General features: G+C 57.7%; 15 protein-coding genes. 8 read left to right on the forward strand and 7 right to left on the reverse strand.

Annotation, left to right across the window (positions count from 1 at the left end; genetic code table 11):
- The first annotated feature begins 17 nt into the window (after positions 1-17).
- Entirely contained in the window at positions 18-1,118 is a 1,101-nt protein-coding gene (chaA, locus tag NR795_RS08115) for a sodium-potassium/proton antiporter ChaA (RefSeq protein ID WP_144814732.1), read from the forward strand.
- Between the two features lie 41 nt (positions 1,119-1,159).
- Here chaA and kdsA read toward each other — a convergent pair whose 3' ends face one another.
- The 5 genes from kdsA to hemA all read right to left on the reverse strand — a co-directional run bounded on the left by kdsA (position 1,160) and on the right by hemA (position 6,145).
- Positions 1,160-2,014 (reverse strand): 3-deoxy-8-phosphooctulonate synthase, encoded by an 855-nt coding sequence (gene kdsA, locus NR795_RS08120; RefSeq protein ID WP_222888031.1) that lies wholly within the window; start codon positions 2,012-2,014, stop codon positions 1,160-1,162.
- Positions 2,015-2,052: 38 nt separating this feature from the next.
- Positions 2,053-2,862 carry an invasion regulator SirB1 gene (gene sirB1, locus NR795_RS08125; protein ID WP_144814726.1) on the reverse strand — a complete coding sequence of 270 codons (810 nt, stop codon included), beginning with the start codon at positions 2,860-2,862 and terminating at the stop codon, positions 2,053-2,055.
- A gap of 65 nt (positions 2,863-2,927) precedes the next feature.
- The gene (gene prmC, locus NR795_RS08130) at positions 2,928-3,770 is read right to left on the reverse strand and encodes a peptide chain release factor N(5)-glutamine methyltransferase (protein ID WP_257757850.1); all 843 of its coding nucleotides are present in this window, start codon (positions 3,768-3,770) and stop codon (positions 2,928-2,930) included.
- On the reverse strand, positions 3,770-4,852 hold the full coding sequence (gene prfA / locus NR795_RS08135) for a peptide chain release factor 1 (RefSeq protein ID WP_144814719.1): 1,083 nt from the start codon (positions 4,850-4,852) through the stop codon (positions 3,770-3,772). Before prfA ends, prmC begins: the two co-directional genes overlap by 1 nt.
- Positions 4,853-4,888: 36 nt before the next feature.
- Positions 4,889-6,145, reverse strand: a complete 1,257-nt coding sequence (hemA, locus tag NR795_RS08140; protein ID WP_144814716.1) for a glutamyl-tRNA reductase — start codon at positions 6,143-6,145, stop codon at positions 4,889-4,891.
- A gap of 201 nt (positions 6,146-6,346) precedes the next feature.
- Between hemA and lolB the strand changes: the two genes are divergently transcribed.
- From lolB to dauA, 4 genes are all read left to right on the forward strand, one after another.
- A complete protein-coding gene (gene lolB / locus NR795_RS08145; protein WP_144814713.1) occupies positions 6,347-6,970 on the forward strand; it encodes a lipoprotein insertase outer membrane protein LolB in 624 nt (207 codons plus the stop codon).
- Positions 6,967-7,842 carry a 4-(cytidine 5'-diphospho)-2-C-methyl-D-erythritol kinase gene (ispE, locus tag NR795_RS08150; protein ID WP_144814711.1) on the forward strand — a complete coding sequence of 292 codons (876 nt, stop codon included), beginning with the start codon at positions 6,967-6,969 and terminating at the stop codon, positions 7,840-7,842. The genes lolB and ispE overlap by 4 nt, the downstream gene beginning before the upstream one ends.
- A gap of 125 nt (positions 7,843-7,967) precedes the next feature.
- Positions 7,968-8,915, forward strand: coding sequence for a ribose-phosphate diphosphokinase (prs, locus tag NR795_RS08155; protein ID WP_144814705.1), 948 nt, complete (start codon positions 7,968-7,970; stop codon positions 8,913-8,915).
- 125 nt (positions 8,916-9,040) lie between these two features.
- Positions 9,041-10,720, forward strand: coding sequence for a C4-dicarboxylic acid transporter DauA (gene dauA, locus NR795_RS08160; protein ID WP_257757852.1), 1,680 nt, complete (start codon positions 9,041-9,043; stop codon positions 10,718-10,720).
- 3 nt (positions 10,721-10,723) lie between these two features.
- On the opposite strand, the gene NR795_RS08165 is transcribed toward dauA, so the two are convergent.
- Both NR795_RS08165 and ychH read right to left on the reverse strand, forming a co-directional pair.
- Positions 10,724-11,764, reverse strand: a complete 1,041-nt coding sequence (locus NR795_RS08165; protein WP_257757853.1) for a MerR family transcriptional regulator — start codon at positions 11,762-11,764, stop codon at positions 10,724-10,726.
- A gap of 162 nt (positions 11,765-11,926) precedes the next feature.
- Entirely contained in the window at positions 11,927-12,202 is a 276-nt protein-coding gene (ychH, locus tag NR795_RS08170; RefSeq protein ID WP_144814695.1) for a stress-induced protein YchH, read from the reverse strand.
- A gap of 273 nt (positions 12,203-12,475) precedes the next feature.
- Here ychH and pth point away from each other — a divergent pair, with 273 nt between their 5' ends.
- The 3 genes from pth (at position 12,476) to NR795_RS08185 (ending at position 14,970) form a co-directional block, all read left to right on the forward strand.
- A complete protein-coding gene (pth, locus tag NR795_RS08175) occupies positions 12,476-13,060 on the forward strand; it encodes an aminoacyl-tRNA hydrolase (protein WP_144814691.1) in 585 nt (194 codons plus the stop codon).
- Positions 13,061-13,186: 126 nt separating this feature from the next.
- The gene (gene ychF / locus NR795_RS08180; RefSeq protein ID WP_144814688.1) at positions 13,187-14,281 is read left to right on the forward strand and encodes a redox-regulated ATPase YchF; all 1,095 of its coding nucleotides are present in this window, start codon (positions 13,187-13,189) and stop codon (positions 14,279-14,281) included.
- Between the two features lie 251 nt (positions 14,282-14,532).
- A complete protein-coding gene (locus NR795_RS08185; protein WP_257757854.1) occupies positions 14,533-14,970 on the forward strand; it encodes a DUF1795 domain-containing protein in 438 nt (145 codons plus the stop codon).
- Positions 14,971-14,972: the final 2 nt, after the last annotated feature.

The following is a 14,972-nucleotide window of genomic DNA, read 5'->3' on the forward strand; positions in this document are numbered from 1 at the left end:
CACTACGGAGAGCCACGATGACAGCGACGCATGAGGCGGTTAAAACCCGCCATAAGGAGACCACGCTCATTTTCCCGGTACTGGCGCTGGCAGTGCTTTTTTTCTGGGGGACGACCCAGTCACTGCCAGCCGTCATCGGTATCAACCTGCTCGCGTTAGTGGGCATTCTTAGCAGCGCCTTTAGCGTTGTCCGCCATGCGGACGTTTTAGCACACCGACTCGGGGAGCCCTTCGGCTCGCTGATTTTAAGCCTTTCGGTGGTTATTCTTGAAGTTAGCCTGATTTCAGCCCTGATGGCCACCGGCGACGCTGCGCCGACGCTGATGCGCGACACGCTCTACTCCATCATCATGATTGTTACCGGGGGTCTGGTAGGCTTCTCGCTGCTGCTGGGCGGGCAGAAGTTTGCCACCCAGTACATGAATCTGTTCGGTATCAAACAGTATTTAATCGCCCTCTTCCCGCTGGCGGTGATTGTGCTGGTCTTCCCCATGGCGCTGCCGGGGGCTAACTTCACCACCGGCCAGGCGCTGCTGGTTGCGCTGATCTCAGCGGCCATGTACGGCGTCTTCCTGCTGATCCAGACCAAAACCCACCAGAGCCTGTTTGTCTATGAGCATGAGGATGAAGGTGACGACAGCGATCCGCACCACGGTAAGCCGTCGGCACACAGCAGCCTCTGGCACGCGGTGTGGCTGATTATCCATCTGGTGGCGGTGATTGCAGTTACGAAGATGAACGCCAATCCGCTGGAGACGCTGCTAACGGAGATGAACGCCCCGGTGGCCTTTACTGGCTTCCTGGTCGCGCTGCTGATCCTCTCTCCAGAAGGTCTGGGGGCGCTGCGGGCAGTGCTGAATAACCAGGTTCAGCGCGCAATGAACCTCTTCTTTGGCTCGGTGCTGGCGACCATCTCTCTGACGGTGCCAGTGGTAACACTGATTGCCTGGGTCACCGGCAACGACCTGGTGTTTGCCCTTGGTGGGCCAGAGATGATTGTGATGCTGGCCTCGCTGCTGCTGTGCCAGATCTCGTTCTCTACCGGGCGCACCAACGTGTTAAACGGCGCGGCGCACCTGGCGCTATTTGTTGCCTATCTGATGACGATATTTGCCTGATGTGATGGCCATAAAAAAACCCGCCGAGGCGGGTTTTTTTATTACTTCTCGGTGTCGAGCTCGTCGAAACTCTTCACCAGATCGTCAATGGCTTTGATCTGCTTGAGGAACGGCTCCAGCTTGTCCAACGGCAGCGCGGACGGGCCGTCACATTTAGCATGGGCTGGATCCGGATGCGCCTCAATGAACAGGCCCGCCAGTCCGGTCGCCATACCGGCACGCGCCAGCTCGGTCACCTGACCACGACGGCCACTGGAGGCTTCGCCAAACGGGTCGCGGCACTGCAGGGCGTGGGTGACGTCGAAGATCACCGGCGAGTTGCCAGAGACCTTTTTCATCACGCTGAAGCCCAGCATGTCTACAACCAGGTTGTCGTAACCAAAGTTTGCGCCACGGTCGCACAGGATCACCTTCTCGTTGCCGCCTTCGCGGAACTTGTCGACGATGTTGCCCATCTGTCCAGGACTCACGAACTGCGGCTTCTTCACATTAATCACCGCGCCAGTTTTCGCCATCGCTTCTACCAGATCGGTCTGGCGAGCAAGGAAAGCGGGAAGCTGGATCACATCAACAACCTCAGATACCGGCTGCGCCTGGTGAGCTTCATGCACGTCGGTGATCACTTTTACGCCGAAGGTCTGCTTCAGCTCCTGGAAAATTTTCATCCCCTCTTCGAGGCCTGGGCCACGATAGGAGTGAATAGAGGAGCGGTTGGCTTTATCAAAAGAGGCCTTGAACACGTACGGAATGCCCAGCTTCTGGGTCACGGTAACGTAGTGCTCGCAAATACGCATCGCAAGGTCGCGTGACTCCAGCACGTTCATGCCGCCAAACAGCACGAACGGCAGATCGTTTGCCACGTTAATATCGCCAATGCTAACCACTTTTTGTTTCATAGAATCGCCTTATCAGGTTTGAATCGGAACTCATCGGATTAATGCAGCGTAATCTGCCGATGCGAAATAGTATTTATCTGTGCGCGGATCATTTCGCTGATCGGATCTTCCGGACACTGCTCCACAAAATAGCTTAAATCATGCAGCGCGACGTGATCGCAATCGAGCTGGGCGTAAATCAGCCCGCGATCGCGGATCTCATAGGGATCTTCCGGGTTAAACTGTAGCAGCGCTTCGCTGGCCCGCAGCGCCAGCTCCATCTGCTGCTCTTCCATCAGCGCCGATTTCAGCGTGTCGAGCAGCTTGCGGATCACTTCGGCGTTATCCGCCTCGTCGAGATCCTCGTTAAACAGCTCTGCCATCGGGCTGATATTGCCCTTCAGCCATACTTCCAGCGTGTGCTCATCCAGCGTGTCGCCGTTAAACGGATTGATCAGCCACATTTCACCGTCCATCCACTCGGCGCGCAGGATCAGCTGCGTCGGGAAGATCACCGGCGACAGCGGAATATCCAGCTGCTCGGCTACCCACAGCAGGATCGCACCCAGGGAGACGGCGCTGCCCTGGCGGTTTTTCAGCACGCTATCAAGCCACAGCGCATCCGACAGGCGATAGACGCCCTGCGAATCCTGAAAACCCCAGTCGCCATAAAAGAGGGCAAGCAGCTTCTCTAGCTGCCCTTCCTGCGGCTGCACCTCGCTAATCTCTTCGCGGGCCAGCGCAACCAGCTTCTCCAGCTCCTCACAGACATACTGCGACGGAAAGTCGTCGCGGATAAGTTGTGAAACGAGGATCATCCCGTCGCATAACGGTGCTTTATTAAATTCGAAATCGGCTAACGACCTCATTACTTACCCCAGTCACGGTATTCGACGTTGATGATAACGCCAAACGGCGCTTCAGTCAGCCTTGCTTATGGATGCGATGGTCCTAACCTACCCGCAGTCAGCCGCTCGTTGCCGCCGTAATCCCGCGTGGTTTCAACGTCCTGGTAGTGATATTTAGCAAAAAGTGCCCGCACGGCGTCGCCCTGCTGCCAGCCATGCTCCAGCAGCAGCCAGCCGTCAGGCAGAAGAAACGCGCGCGCCTGCTCGATAATCCACGCCAGGTCTGCCAGCCCGCACTCTGCCGCCACCAGCGCGCTGCGCGGCTCAAAGCGTACGTCGCCCTCGGCAAGATGCGGATCCTGCTCGTCAATATAGGGCGGGTTGCTGACGATAGTGGCAAAGCGCTGGCCGGTAAGCGCGCTGAACCAGTGGCTCTGCCGCAGGGTCACGTTAGCGATGCCTAAGTGCTCCGCGTTACGCTGGGCAAGGGCCACGGCGTCGGGCATAAGATCCACGGCGGTGATATGGCAGTCGGGACGCTCGCTGGCCAGTGCCAGCGCAATCGCGCCGGTGCCGGTACCTAAATCGAGGATATCGCACGGCGTAGCCGGCAGACGGGCGAGGGCCTGTTCAACCAGGCACTCGGTATCCGGGCGGGGGATGAGCGTGGCCGGAGAGACAAACAGCGGCAGCGACCAGAACTCGCGCGTACCCACCAGATGGGCCACCGGCTCGCCGCGCTGGCGACGGGCCAGCAGCGCTTCAAGCTGCGCCTGCTCGGCGGGCAGCAGCGCGGTTTCGCCGAAGGCCAGGATAAAGGTGCGCGCCCTGCCGGTAACGAAACCCAGCAGGATCTCCGCATCGCGGCGGGGACTTTCGCTCGCCGCAAGCTGGCTTACCGCCTGGCGTAGCCAGTGCTGATAATCCATTATTCCTGCTCGGCCAGCGCCGCCAGCTGATCGGCCTGGTACTCCTGCACGATAGGCTCAATCAGCATATCGAGCTTGCCTTCCATCACCTCGTCCAGACGATAGAGCGTCAGGTTGATACGGTGATCGGTAACGCGCCCCTGCGGGAAGTTATAGGTCCGGTTACGGTCGCTGCGATCGCCGCTGCCCAGCAGGTTGCGACGGGTTGAGGCCTCTGCCTGCTGGCGTTTGGCGATCTCGGCGGCACGAATACGCGAGCCGAGCACCGCCAGCGCTTTGGCTTTGTTCTTGTGCTGGGAACGTTCGTCCTGGCACTCCACCACGATGCCGGTGGGCAGGTGGGTAATACGGATCGCCGAGTCGGTGGTGTTAACGTGCTGGCCGCCCGCACCGGAGGAGCGGAAGGTATCGATACGCAGATCCGCCGGGTTGATGTCCGGCAGCTCCGCTTCCGGTAGCTCCGGCATCAGCGCCACGGTACAGGCGGAGGTGTGAATACGCCCCTGCGACTCAGTAGCCGGGACGCGCTGTACGCGGTGGCCGCCGGATTCAAACTTCAGGCGTCCGTAAACGCCCTCGCCGCTCACCTTGGCAATCACCTCTTTAAAGCCACCATGCTCGCCTTCGTTGGCGCTCATGATCTCCACACGCCAGCGGCGGGATTCGGCGTAGCGGCTGTACATGCGGAACAGATCCCCGGCAAAGAGCGCGGCTTCATCACCGCCGGTTCCGGCGCGGACCTCAAGGAAGGCGTTGCGTTCGTCGTCGGGATCCTTCGGCAGGAGCAGAACCTGCAGGTGGGCTTCAAGCTCCTCACCCTTCTCTTTCAGCTCGCGCAGCTCTTCCTGCGCCATCTCGCGCATCTCGGGATCGTCGAGCATCATCTGTGCGGTTTCGATATCTTCCTGAATCTGTCGCCAGTCAGTAAAGCAGCGCGAGACATCGCTTAATTGCGCATATTCACGCGACAGCGCACGAAAGCGGTCTTGATCTGCGATGGTTCCCGCGTCGCCGAGCAGCGCCTGAACTTCTTCATGGCGTTCGTGCAGGACTTCCAGTTTGGCAACAATAGAAGGCTTCATAGGCGTAAATGCACCCTGTAATAAGAGGTTGTTGTGCTACTCCAGCCCGAGGCTGTTGCGCAGAATATGCAGGCGTTCATCGTCCCCGTTACGGGCAGCCTGCTGAAGTGATTTGGTTGGAGAGTGGATCAGGCGGTTAGTCAGCTTACGGGCCAGATCCTGCACAATGGCCTGGGCATCGCCACCCTGTTCAAGGGCGGCAAGGGCTTTCGCGGTGAGCTCGTCGCGCACCTGCTCTGCCTGGCCGCGATATTCACGGATCGTCTCGCTGGCGCTCTGGGCGCGCAGCCAGGCCATGAACTCGCTGCTCTCCTGAGCAACGATGGTCTCTGCTTCCACGGCGGCGGCTTTCCGCTGCGCCAGGTTGTGCGAAATAATGCTTTGTAGGTCATCAACGCTGTAGAGATAGGCGTTTGCCAGCTTGCCGACTTCCGGCTCGACGTCGCGGGGAACGGCGATATCCACCAGCAGCATGGGCTGGTTACGCCGGGATTTCAGCGCGCGCTCAACCATGCCTTTACCGATTATCGGCAGCGGGCTGGCGGTAGAGCTAATGATGATATCCGCATCCTGCAGGCGGGTGTCAATATCGCTGAGGGAGATCACCTCTGCGCCCACCTCACCGGCCAGCAGCTCGGCGCGTTCGCGGGTGCGGTTGGCGATGATCATCTTCTGCACCTTATGCTCGCGCAGATGACGGGCCACCAGCTCAATGGTTTCACCCGCGCCCACCAGCAGCACCGTCACGCTGGAGAGCGACTCAAAGATCTGCCGCGCCAGCGTACAGGCGGCAAAGGCCACCGATACGGCGCTGGCGCCGATATCCGTTTCGGTACGTACCCGTTTGGCCACGGAGAAGGATTTCTGGAACATACGCTCCAGCGCGCTGGCGTTCAGGTGTCCGCGGCTGGAATCGGCGAAGGCTTTTTTCACCTGGCCCAGGATCTGCGGCTCGCCCAGCACCAGCGAATCGAGGCCGCTGGCAACGCGCATCAGGTGGCTAACGGCATCGTTGTCCTGGTGCCAGTAGAGGCTTTTACGCAGCTCGGCTTCATCCAGGTGATGATAGTCACACAGCCAACGAATAAGCGCTTCCTGCAGGTTGTCCTGCTCTTCTACGCTCAGGTATAGCTCGGTGCGGTTACACGTTGACAGGACTACCCCACCCTGCACCATGGGCTGCGCCAGCAGGCTCTCTAAGGCCTGGTCGAGCGTGTCCGGCGTGAACGTAACGCGTTCCCGCAGTGAGACAGGTGCCGTTTTGTGGTTGATGCCGAGCGCTAAAAGAGTCATGTCAGCGGGAGTAGTACCAGCGTTGATAAGGTTAGTCTGTGCGCATCATACAGGATGCGTCGGGTCAATAAAAGAGACAGCCCCCTTTTGGAGTAATTGGTAATTTCATGATTTAAGACAACTTGAACGTAGACGGTATTCCTGCTCAGCGCTAGCATTAAAGATTATAACCGAAACGCACCACAAGGATTTGTCCTCATTATGACTTTACCGGACCGTCGACTGCTTCGCCTGTTACCGCTTGCAAGCCTGGTACTTACCGCCTGCTCTATTCATGCGCCGAAAGGCCCGGGTAAAAGTCCGGACTCGCCGCAGTGGCGTCAGCATCAGCAGGAGGTGCGTAACCTGAGCCAGTACCAGACGCGCGGGGCCTTTGCTTACCTCTCCGATAGCCAAAAGGTATACGCCCGTTTCTTCTGGCAGCAGACCGGCCAGGATAACTACCGCCTGCTGCTGACCAATCCCCTTGGCAGCACCGAGCTGGAGCTGAACGCCAGACCGGGCAGCGTAGAGCTGGTGGATAACAAAGGTCAGCACTATACCGCCACCGACGCCGAAGAGATGATTGGCAAGCTGACCGGCATGCCGATCCCGCTGAACAGCCTGCGCCAGTGGATCCTCGGCCTGCCTGGCGACGCCACCGACTATAAGCTGGATAGCCAGTACCGTCTGAGCGAGCTCAACTATACCCAGAACGGCAAGACCTGGAAGGTCACCTATGGCGGCTACGATGCGAAATCTACTCCTGCAATGCCGTCCAACATGGAGCTCAACCAGGACGGTCAGCGGATCAAACTGAAGATGGATAACTGGATTGTAAAATGATGACCCAGTGGCCTTCGCCGGCAAAACTTAATCTTTTTTTATATATCACCGGCCAGCGGCGCGATGGTTATCACGACCTGCAGACGCTGTTTCAGTTTCTCGACTATGGCGATACCCTGAGCATTGAACCGCGCAGCGACGGGAAGATCCGTCTGCTGACCCCGGTAGAGGGCGTGGCGGAGAGCGATAACCTGATCGTGCGCGCCGCCAGGCTACTTCAGCAGGCGGCCACTGAGCGCGACTCCCTGCCTGCGGGCAGCGGCGCGGACATTCGCATCGATAAACGTCTGCCGATGGGCGGCGGGCTGGGGGGAGGCTCCTCTAACGCGGCGACGGTGCTGGTCGCGCTGAACCATCTCTGGGGCTGCGGACTGTCGGTGGAGGCGCTGGCGGCGCTGGGGTTAACCCTTGGCGCGGACGTCCCGGTTTTCGTCCACGGCCATGCGGCCTTTGCTGAGGGCGTTGGCGAGGAGCTGACGCCTGTAGATCCGCCGGAGAAGTGGTATCTGGTGGCACACCCTGGCGTACACATTTCGACCCCGGCCATCTTCAACGATCCTGATTTGCCTCGCAATACGCCAAAGCGGCCAATTAATACGTTACTAAACTGTGAATTCGGCAACGATTGCGAGGTTATCGCAAGAAAACGTTTTCGCGAGGTTGATGCGGCGCTTTCCTGGCTGTTAGAATACGCGCCGTCGCGCCTGACTGGCACAGGAGCCTGCGTCTTTGCTGAATTTGACTCAGAGTCCTCCGCTCGTCAGGTGCTTGAGCAAGCCCCGGAATGGCTGCAGGGTTTTGTCGCGCGCGGCGTAAACGTGTCACCGCTGCATAAAAAACTGGTCAATTCGGAGCTAATTGAGACTCGGTGACAACGTCACCTCTGATCCAGACGTTGCATCGCGCTCTTTAAACACATCGCCTGGATAGCGTAGCCTGGCCCGCACAGTTTTCGGCGACGCTATCCACCACTGGACGCATGCCTGAGGTTCTTCTCGTGCCTGATATGAAGCTTTTTGCTGGTAACGCCACCCCGGAACTAGCACAACGTATTGCCAACCGCCTGTACACTTCTCTCGGCGACGCCGCCGTAGGTCGCTTTAGCGACGGCGAAGTCAGCGTACAAATCAACGAAAATGTACGCGGTGGTGATATTTTCATCATCCAGTCCACTTGTGCTCCAACGAATGACAACCTGATGGAGTTGGTTGTCATGGTTGATGCGCTGCGTCGTGCTTCCGCAGGCCGTATCACTGCTGTTATCCCCTACTTCGGCTATGCCCGTCAGGACCGCCGCGTGCGCTCCGCGCGTGTGCCTATCACCGCAAAAGTGGTTGCCGACTTCCTCTCCAGCGTGGGCGTTGACCGTGTCCTGACCGTTGACCTGCACGCCGAGCAGATCCAGGGCTTCTTCGACGTTCCGGTTGATAACGTGTTCGGCAGCCCAATCCTGCTGGAAGATATGCTGCAGCTGAATCTCGATAACCCTATCGTTGTCTCTCCGGACATCGGCGGCGTGGTGCGTGCGCGTGCTATTGCTAAGCTGCTGAACGATACCGATATGGCTATCATCGACAAGCGCCGCCCGCGTGCAAACGTTTCTCAGGTTATGCATATCATCGGTGACGTTGCTGGTCGCGACTGCGTGCTGGTTGACGACATGATCGATACCGGCGGTACGCTGTGTAAAGCAGCAGAAGCGCTGAAAGAGCGCGGCGCGAAGCGTGTCTTCGCCTACGCTACCCACCCGATCTTCTCCGGCAACGCGGTAAACAACCTGCGTCACTCGGTGATCGATGAAGTGGTTGTCTGCGACACTATCCCGCTCTCCGCTGAGATCAAAGCCCTGCCGAACGTGCGTACCCTGACGCTCTCCGGCATGCTGGCCGAAGCGATTCGTCGTATCAGCAACGAAGAATCCATCTCCGCGATGTTTGAGCATTAATCGCGCTGTATACTAAAAACCCGCTTCGGCGGGTTTTTTTGTATCTGAAAACCATTTGTATGATGTATTCACGCATTATCTAACATTCATATGACGGATAATACGTGTATGAATGACTAGCCTTTATGAAGATGATGAACCTTTCAGAGATTTTACCCTTCCGCGCGCTAATCGATGCATGCTGGAAAGAGAGATATACCTTCCCACGTTTCACCCGCGACCTGGTGGCGGGCATTACCGTCGGCATCATTGCCATTCCACTGGCGATGGCGTTGGCTATCGGTAGCGGCGTCGCGCCGCAGTATGGCCTCTACACTTCGGCGGTGGCCGGGATTGTCATTGCCCTCTGCGGCGGCTCGCGCTTTAGCGTCTCCGGCCCTACGGCGGCATTTGTGGTGATCCTCTATCCCGTCTCCCAGCAGTTTGGTCTCGCGGGGCTGCTGGTGGCCACGCTTCTCTCCGGACTGTTTCTGATCCTCTTCGGCCTCGCCCGCTTTGGTCGCCTGATCGAGTACATTCCGCTCCCCGTCACGCTGGGCTTTACCGCCGGGATTGGCATCACCATCGGCACCATGCAGATAAAAGATTTTCTTGGGCTGCAGATGGCTCAGGTGCCAGAGCACTATTTGCAGAAGGTTGGCGCGCTGGTGATGGCGATGCCTACCCTTAACCTGGGGGATGCCGCCATCGGCGTGGTTACCCTTGGGGTGCTCATTCTCTGGCCGCGCCTCGGGATCCGCCTTCCAGGCCATCTTCCCGCCCTGCTGGCTGGCTGCGCGGTGATGGCGCTGGTTAAGCTGGCTGGCGTTGACGTGGCGACCATCGGATCGCGCTTTCACTATCTGCTGGCCGATGGTACCCAGGGCAGCGGTATTCCGCAGCTTCTGCCCCAGCTGGTGCTGCCGTGGCAGATGCCCGGCTCCTCGTTTACCCTGAGCTGGACCTCGGTGCAGGCGCTGCTGCCCGCCGCATTTTCCATGGCGATGCTTGGGGCAATTGAGTCTCTGCTTTGCGCGGTGGTGCTCGACGGCATGACCGGCACGCGGCACAAAGCCAATAACGAGCTGATCGGTCAGGGTCTGGGCAACCTGATCGCCCCCTTCTTCGGCGGCATTACCGCGACCGCGGCAATTGCCCGCTCGGCGGCCAACGTGCGCGCGGGCGCAACTTCGCCAGTGGCGGCGATTATCCACGCCCTGCTGGTGATCCTCGCCCTGCTGGCGCTCGCCCCCCTGCTCTCATGGCTGCCGCTGTCGGCAATGGCTGCCCTGCTGCTGATGGTAGCCTGGAACATGAGCGAAGCGCATAAGGTCGTTAACCTGCTGCGACGCGCACCGACGGATGACATCATGGTGATGCTGATGTGCATGTCGCTGACGGTGCTGTTTGATATGGTAATCGCTATCAGCGTCGGCATCGTGCTGGCATCGCTGCTCTTTATGCGCCGCATCGCCCGTATGACCCGCCTCGCGCCGGTTAACGTCGAGGTACCCGATGACGTCACCGTGCTGCGGGTCATTGGGCCGCTCTTCTTCGCCGCGGCCGACGGGCTGTTTACCGATCTGGAGTCACGGATTGCTGGCAAGCGAATCGTGGTGCTGAAGTGCGATGCGGTACCGGTGCTGGACGCAGGCGGACTGGATGCATTCCAGCGCTTTGTTAAACGGCTGCCGGAAGGCTGTGAGCTGCGGGTCAGCAACCTGGAGTTTCAGCCCCTGCGCACGATGGCGCGCGCAGGCGTGAAGCCGATTGCCGGGCGGCTGGCGTTCTACCCTGACCGGCAAGCGGCGCTGGCGGACCTGTAATAATTAGAATGCAGCGTATCGGCGCTGCATCATTACCCCAATCGCCTGCTGCAGCCAGGCCAGCACCTCAGGAGTCATCCAGGTCCCCTTCATCAGCAGCGGCTCCTGCTGCATAGCCACGCGGAATTTCTGCTGGGTAGCGGGATGATCCCCGGCGTAGGACTGGAAAAGCACCAGCCAGTTCTGCGCCAGCTGCTGGCCCTGCTCAGACGCAGGATCGCACTCCTCCCGCGTGGCCTGGTGCAGCTTCGCCACCAGCGGTGGCCATTCCATTAGCCGGTCAAAATAGTGCGCACGGGTAAAAGCCATCTCCTGCGGGGTAAGATAACGCTGCCAGATAGCCAGCTTGCTCTCTGCAAAGGCGCGGGTGATGTAGTCGATAATCTGCGGCGTAATGCCCGTCCGCTCGCGCATCTGCGGTTCCACGCTGTGCATCTCATTAAGCCGGGTCAGAAACTCCGGCTTGCCCGCCGTATCCTGCTCCAGTCGATCCATCCAGCGGATCGCCAGATCCATGGCGTTGGCATCGGTCTCGGTAATCTTTTGCGCCATCAGGGTCTGCGCTTCCTTGACCAGCGCCGCCCAGAGGGAGGCCAGTCGTTCGCCTTCGGCAGCGAACGGCAGCTGCTGTAGCTCTTCTTTGGTAAACCAGCGATCGTACATAGTCATTAACTCCAGAGTCTGTAGCCAGGACTCCAGATCCGGTTCGCTCTCATTTTCCAGCCCGGTACGCAGCATGCAAAGCTGGTCGCGTAGCGTATGGATGCTGCGCAGCTGCCTGTCCAGTAGCGCGATTTGTGCATCGAGCAGTTCGGGAAGTGAGAGCGTATCCTGCTCCAGAAAGTCCTTGATTTCGGCAAGCTCCAGCCCTGCTTTTGCCAGCGCCTGGATCATATGCAGGCGCTGTACATCCGCAAGGTTATAGAGCCGGTAGCCTGCCTCGCTTCTGGCGGAAGGCGGCAGCAACCCGGTTTGTTCGTAGTGATGTAACGTGCGAACGGTGATGCCAGCGCGTTTTGCCAGCTCGCCTACCTGAATTAACATTGCTGCTCCTTGTCCTAACCAGTAGCGCTACTCTGGGGCCTTACGTTACGTGAGGGTCAATGGACTCGCAAAAAAAATGTAAAAAAAACGACTCCCGAGAGTCGTTTAGTGTTGGGTAGGTCGGGTAAGCGCAGCGCCACCCGACAAAATTGCTGGTTATCATCAGCTATGCTTATGTTGATCCCGACGGCAGCGCTTGTCGTAGTGGCGCACCCACCAGTACTTGTCGCACACCTGCTCGTGGCCACCGATGCGTGCCCCTGCCAGCCAGAGAATAGCCCCCAGGAAGATGCTAAGAATGGCCCCGTGGGCGAAGTACTGCGGCAGGTTAAGCTGCGGAAGCTGATTTAAGATGGAGTAACCGACGCCAACGACCATCACCACTAACCCTAAACCCATAAGCGCATTACCGAGTCTCGATGCGTTTTTGCGTTTCATATGTCACCTCCGGCGTTGTGGGCTGAACGGGAAACATCCCCAATCCTTATGGATAAAGTATAGGCAGGGCCTCTTTGACAGGGTGCGGGCGGGATCACATTTATAAATATCTTATTCACAGAACTTTACATATAAACCGCTGAACTCAATCAACTTCTAATAGTTGTTTAAAGCAATTATTCCTGTTTTTATCTTTTAGCGGCAGAATTTTGTCAATGCCGGCGCTACCACGTAAACTACGCGCCAAAGAGTGAACTTTTCAGGAAAAGAGACGTGACGATTAAACTGATTGTCGGCCTTGCCAACCCGGGCGCAGAGTATGCGGCTACCCGTCATAACGCCGGGGCCTGGTATGTCGACCTGCTGGCCGAACGCTACCGCGCCCCGCTGCGGGAAGAGCCTAAATTCTTTGGCTTTACTTCACGTATTAACCTGGCGGGCGAAGATGTTCGCCTGCTGGTGCCGACAACCTTTATGAACCTCAGCGGTAAAGCCGTGGCGGCGATGGCAACCTTCTACCGTATCAACCCGGACGAGGTGCTGGTGGCCCACGACGAGCTGGATCTTCCTCCCGGCGTGGCAAAGTTTAAGCTGGGTGGCGGCCACGGCGGTCATAACGGCTTGAAAGATATCATCAGCAAGTTTGGCAATAACCCTAACTTTCACCGCTTACGCGTGGGAATTGGGCATCCGGGGGATAAAAACAAAGTTGTGGGCTTTGTACTGGGCAAACCGCCCGCCTCTGAGCAGAAGCTAATCGATGATGCCGTTGACGAAGCGGTGCGTTGCACCGAGCTGTGGCTGAAAGAGGATCTGGTCAAAGCGACCAATCGACTGCACGCGTTTAAGGCGCAGTAGCCCTGGGCGACGCCATTTTTGCCGCGCAGCGCGTCTGTAACGTGTATAATAGGCTAAGTTATTAACTTTTCAGCAATCTGTTTCATCTAACAGGTTGATTATCAAGATATTAAGGTGATGTAAACCATGGGATTCAAATGCGGTATCGTCGGCTTGCCGAACGTCGGTAAATCTACCCTGTTCAATGCGCTGACCAAGGCGGGCATCGAAGCTGCCAACTTCCCGTTCTGTACTATTGAACCGAATACCGGCGTGGTGCCGATGCCGGATCCGCGCCTCGATCAGCTGGCGGAGATCGTTAAGCCCCAGCGCATTCTGCCGACCACGATGGAGTTCGTTGACATCGCAGGCCTGGTCAAAGGCGCGTCCAAAGGTGAAGGCCTGGGTAACCAGTTCCTGACCAACATCCGTGAAACCGAAGCTATCGGTCACGTAGTGCGCTGCTTTGAGAACGACAACATCATCCACGTAAATAACAAAGTGGATCCCGCTGACGATATCGAGGTGATCAACACCGAGCTGGCGCTTTCCGACCTCGACACCTGCGAGCGCGCCCTGCATCGCGTGCAGAAACGAGCCAAAGGCGGCGATAAAGACGCAAAAGCGGAACAGGCCGCGCTGGAAAAATGCCTGCCGCAGCTGGAAAACGCTGGCATGCTGCGCGCGCTGAAAAACCTGACGGAAGAAGACAAGGCTGCCATTAAGTACTTGAGCTTCCTGACGCTGAAACCGACCATGTACATCGCTAACGTCAACGAAGACGGTTTTGAAAACAATCCGTACCTCGACAAAGTGCGTGAAATTGCTGCCGCAGAAGGTTCAGTTGTAGTTGCCGTCTGCGCCGCCGTGGAGTCTGACATTGCCGAGCTGGACGATGCCGACCGTGATGAATTTATGGCCGAGCTGGGTCTGGAAGAGCCGGGCCTGAACCGCGTTATTCGCGCTGGCTATGAACTGCTGAACCTGCAAACCTACTTCACCGCTGGTGTGAAAGAGGTTCGCGCCTGGACTATCCCGGTGGGCGCAACCGCCCCGCAGGCCGCAGGCAAGATCCACACCGATTTCGAGAAGGGCTTCATCCGTGCCCAGACCATCGCTTTCGAAGACTTTATTACCTATAAAGGCGAACAGGGTGCGAAAGAGGCCGGTAAGATGCGTGCCGAAGGCAAAGACTACATCGTGAAAGATGGCGATGTAATGAACTTCCTGTTCAACGTCTAACCTCTCCTGCTGCAAATAGGAATCCACGCTTCGGCGTGGATTTTTTTTCATCCCTATTAATAACTCCTCTAATAATCAGCCAGATAGTCTCAAGCTGTCTGAATTTTCAAATTTCAGCAACAACCCTGCCCTAAATCAAATTAACAGCGCGTAACTCCATCTTGTCGATTGAAATTTCCTGTCGGAGGTATTTAATGCCAGAGCATTAGAGACCTTCTACTTATCTGCAACATACGTCAGGGACGCGCTACATGTCGGAACTCAATTCATTCGGTCTGCTCAATGAAGGTCAGGTAACGCTTCCTGAAGGCTATCAGGATCGCACCGTCAATATCTTCACGTCCTTTGCTAAGGACGCCCCCTCATTCACCGTTTCCCGCGATAGTCTGGGGCCAAACGAAGCCCTTGCTGCCTACATTGACCGCCAGCTCGCTCAGATGCAGCAGCACCTTAAACAGTGGCAGCAGAGCGCGCGCTGCCCTGCCACCCTGGGCGAGAACCTGTCGCACGGTGAGATTGTTCATGGCAGCTACCAGCGCAGCGGGAGGCAGGTCTGGCAGCAGCAGGCGGTGTTTAATCCGCAAGGAGCACACATCCTTGTGTTCACCATGACCGCAACGGTGGTGCTGACAGAGGCGGACAGTGTCCTGTTCCACTCCTTGCTTAAAAGCTTTCGTCTTCACGCCTGACA

Origin of the sequence: Pseudescherichia sp. L3, assembly GCF_024656065.1 — a bacterium.
Lineage (GTDB): Bacteria > Pseudomonadota > Gammaproteobacteria > Enterobacterales > Enterobacteriaceae > Pseudescherichia.

What these genes read in the sequence shown, in the direction of transcription:
- chaA (WP_144814732.1), top strand. Translation starts at nt 18, where the DNA reads ATGACAGCGACGCATGAGGCGGTTAAAACCCGCCATAAGGAGACCACG.
- kdsA (WP_222888031.1), bottom strand. Translation starts at nt 2,014, where the DNA reads ATGAAACAAAAAGTGGTTAGCATTGGCGATATTAACGTGGCAAACGAT.
- sirB1 (WP_144814726.1), bottom strand. Translation starts at nt 2,862, where the DNA reads ATGAGGTCGTTAGCCGATTTCGAATTTAATAAAGCACCGTTATGCGAC.
- prmC (WP_257757850.1), bottom strand. Translation starts at nt 3,770, where the DNA reads ATGGATTATCAGCACTGGCTACGCCAGGCGGTAAGCCAGCTTGCGGCG.
- prfA (WP_144814719.1), bottom strand. Translation starts at nt 4,852, where the DNA reads ATGAAGCCTTCTATTGTTGCCAAACTGGAAGTCCTGCACGAACGCCAT.
- hemA (WP_144814716.1), bottom strand. Translation starts at nt 6,145, where the DNA reads ATGACTCTTTTAGCGCTCGGCATCAACCACAAAACGGCACCTGTCTCA.
- lolB (WP_144814713.1), top strand. Translation starts at nt 6,347, where the DNA reads ATGACTTTACCGGACCGTCGACTGCTTCGCCTGTTACCGCTTGCAAGC.
- ispE (WP_144814711.1), top strand. Translation starts at nt 6,967, where the DNA reads ATGATGACCCAGTGGCCTTCGCCGGCAAAACTTAATCTTTTTTTATAT.
- dauA (WP_257757852.1), top strand. Translation starts at nt 9,041, where the DNA reads ATGAAGATGATGAACCTTTCAGAGATTTTACCCTTCCGCGCGCTAATC.
- NR795_RS08165 (WP_257757853.1), bottom strand. Translation starts at nt 11,764, where the DNA reads ATGTTAATTCAGGTAGGCGAGCTGGCAAAACGCGCTGGCATCACCGTT.
- ychH (WP_144814695.1), bottom strand. Translation starts at nt 12,202, where the DNA reads ATGAAACGCAAAAACGCATCGAGACTCGGTAATGCGCTTATGGGTTTA.
- ychF (WP_144814688.1), top strand. Translation starts at nt 13,187, where the DNA reads ATGGGATTCAAATGCGGTATCGTCGGCTTGCCGAACGTCGGTAAATCT.
- NR795_RS08185 (WP_257757854.1), top strand. Translation starts at nt 14,533, where the DNA reads ATGTCGGAACTCAATTCATTCGGTCTGCTCAATGAAGGTCAGGTAACG.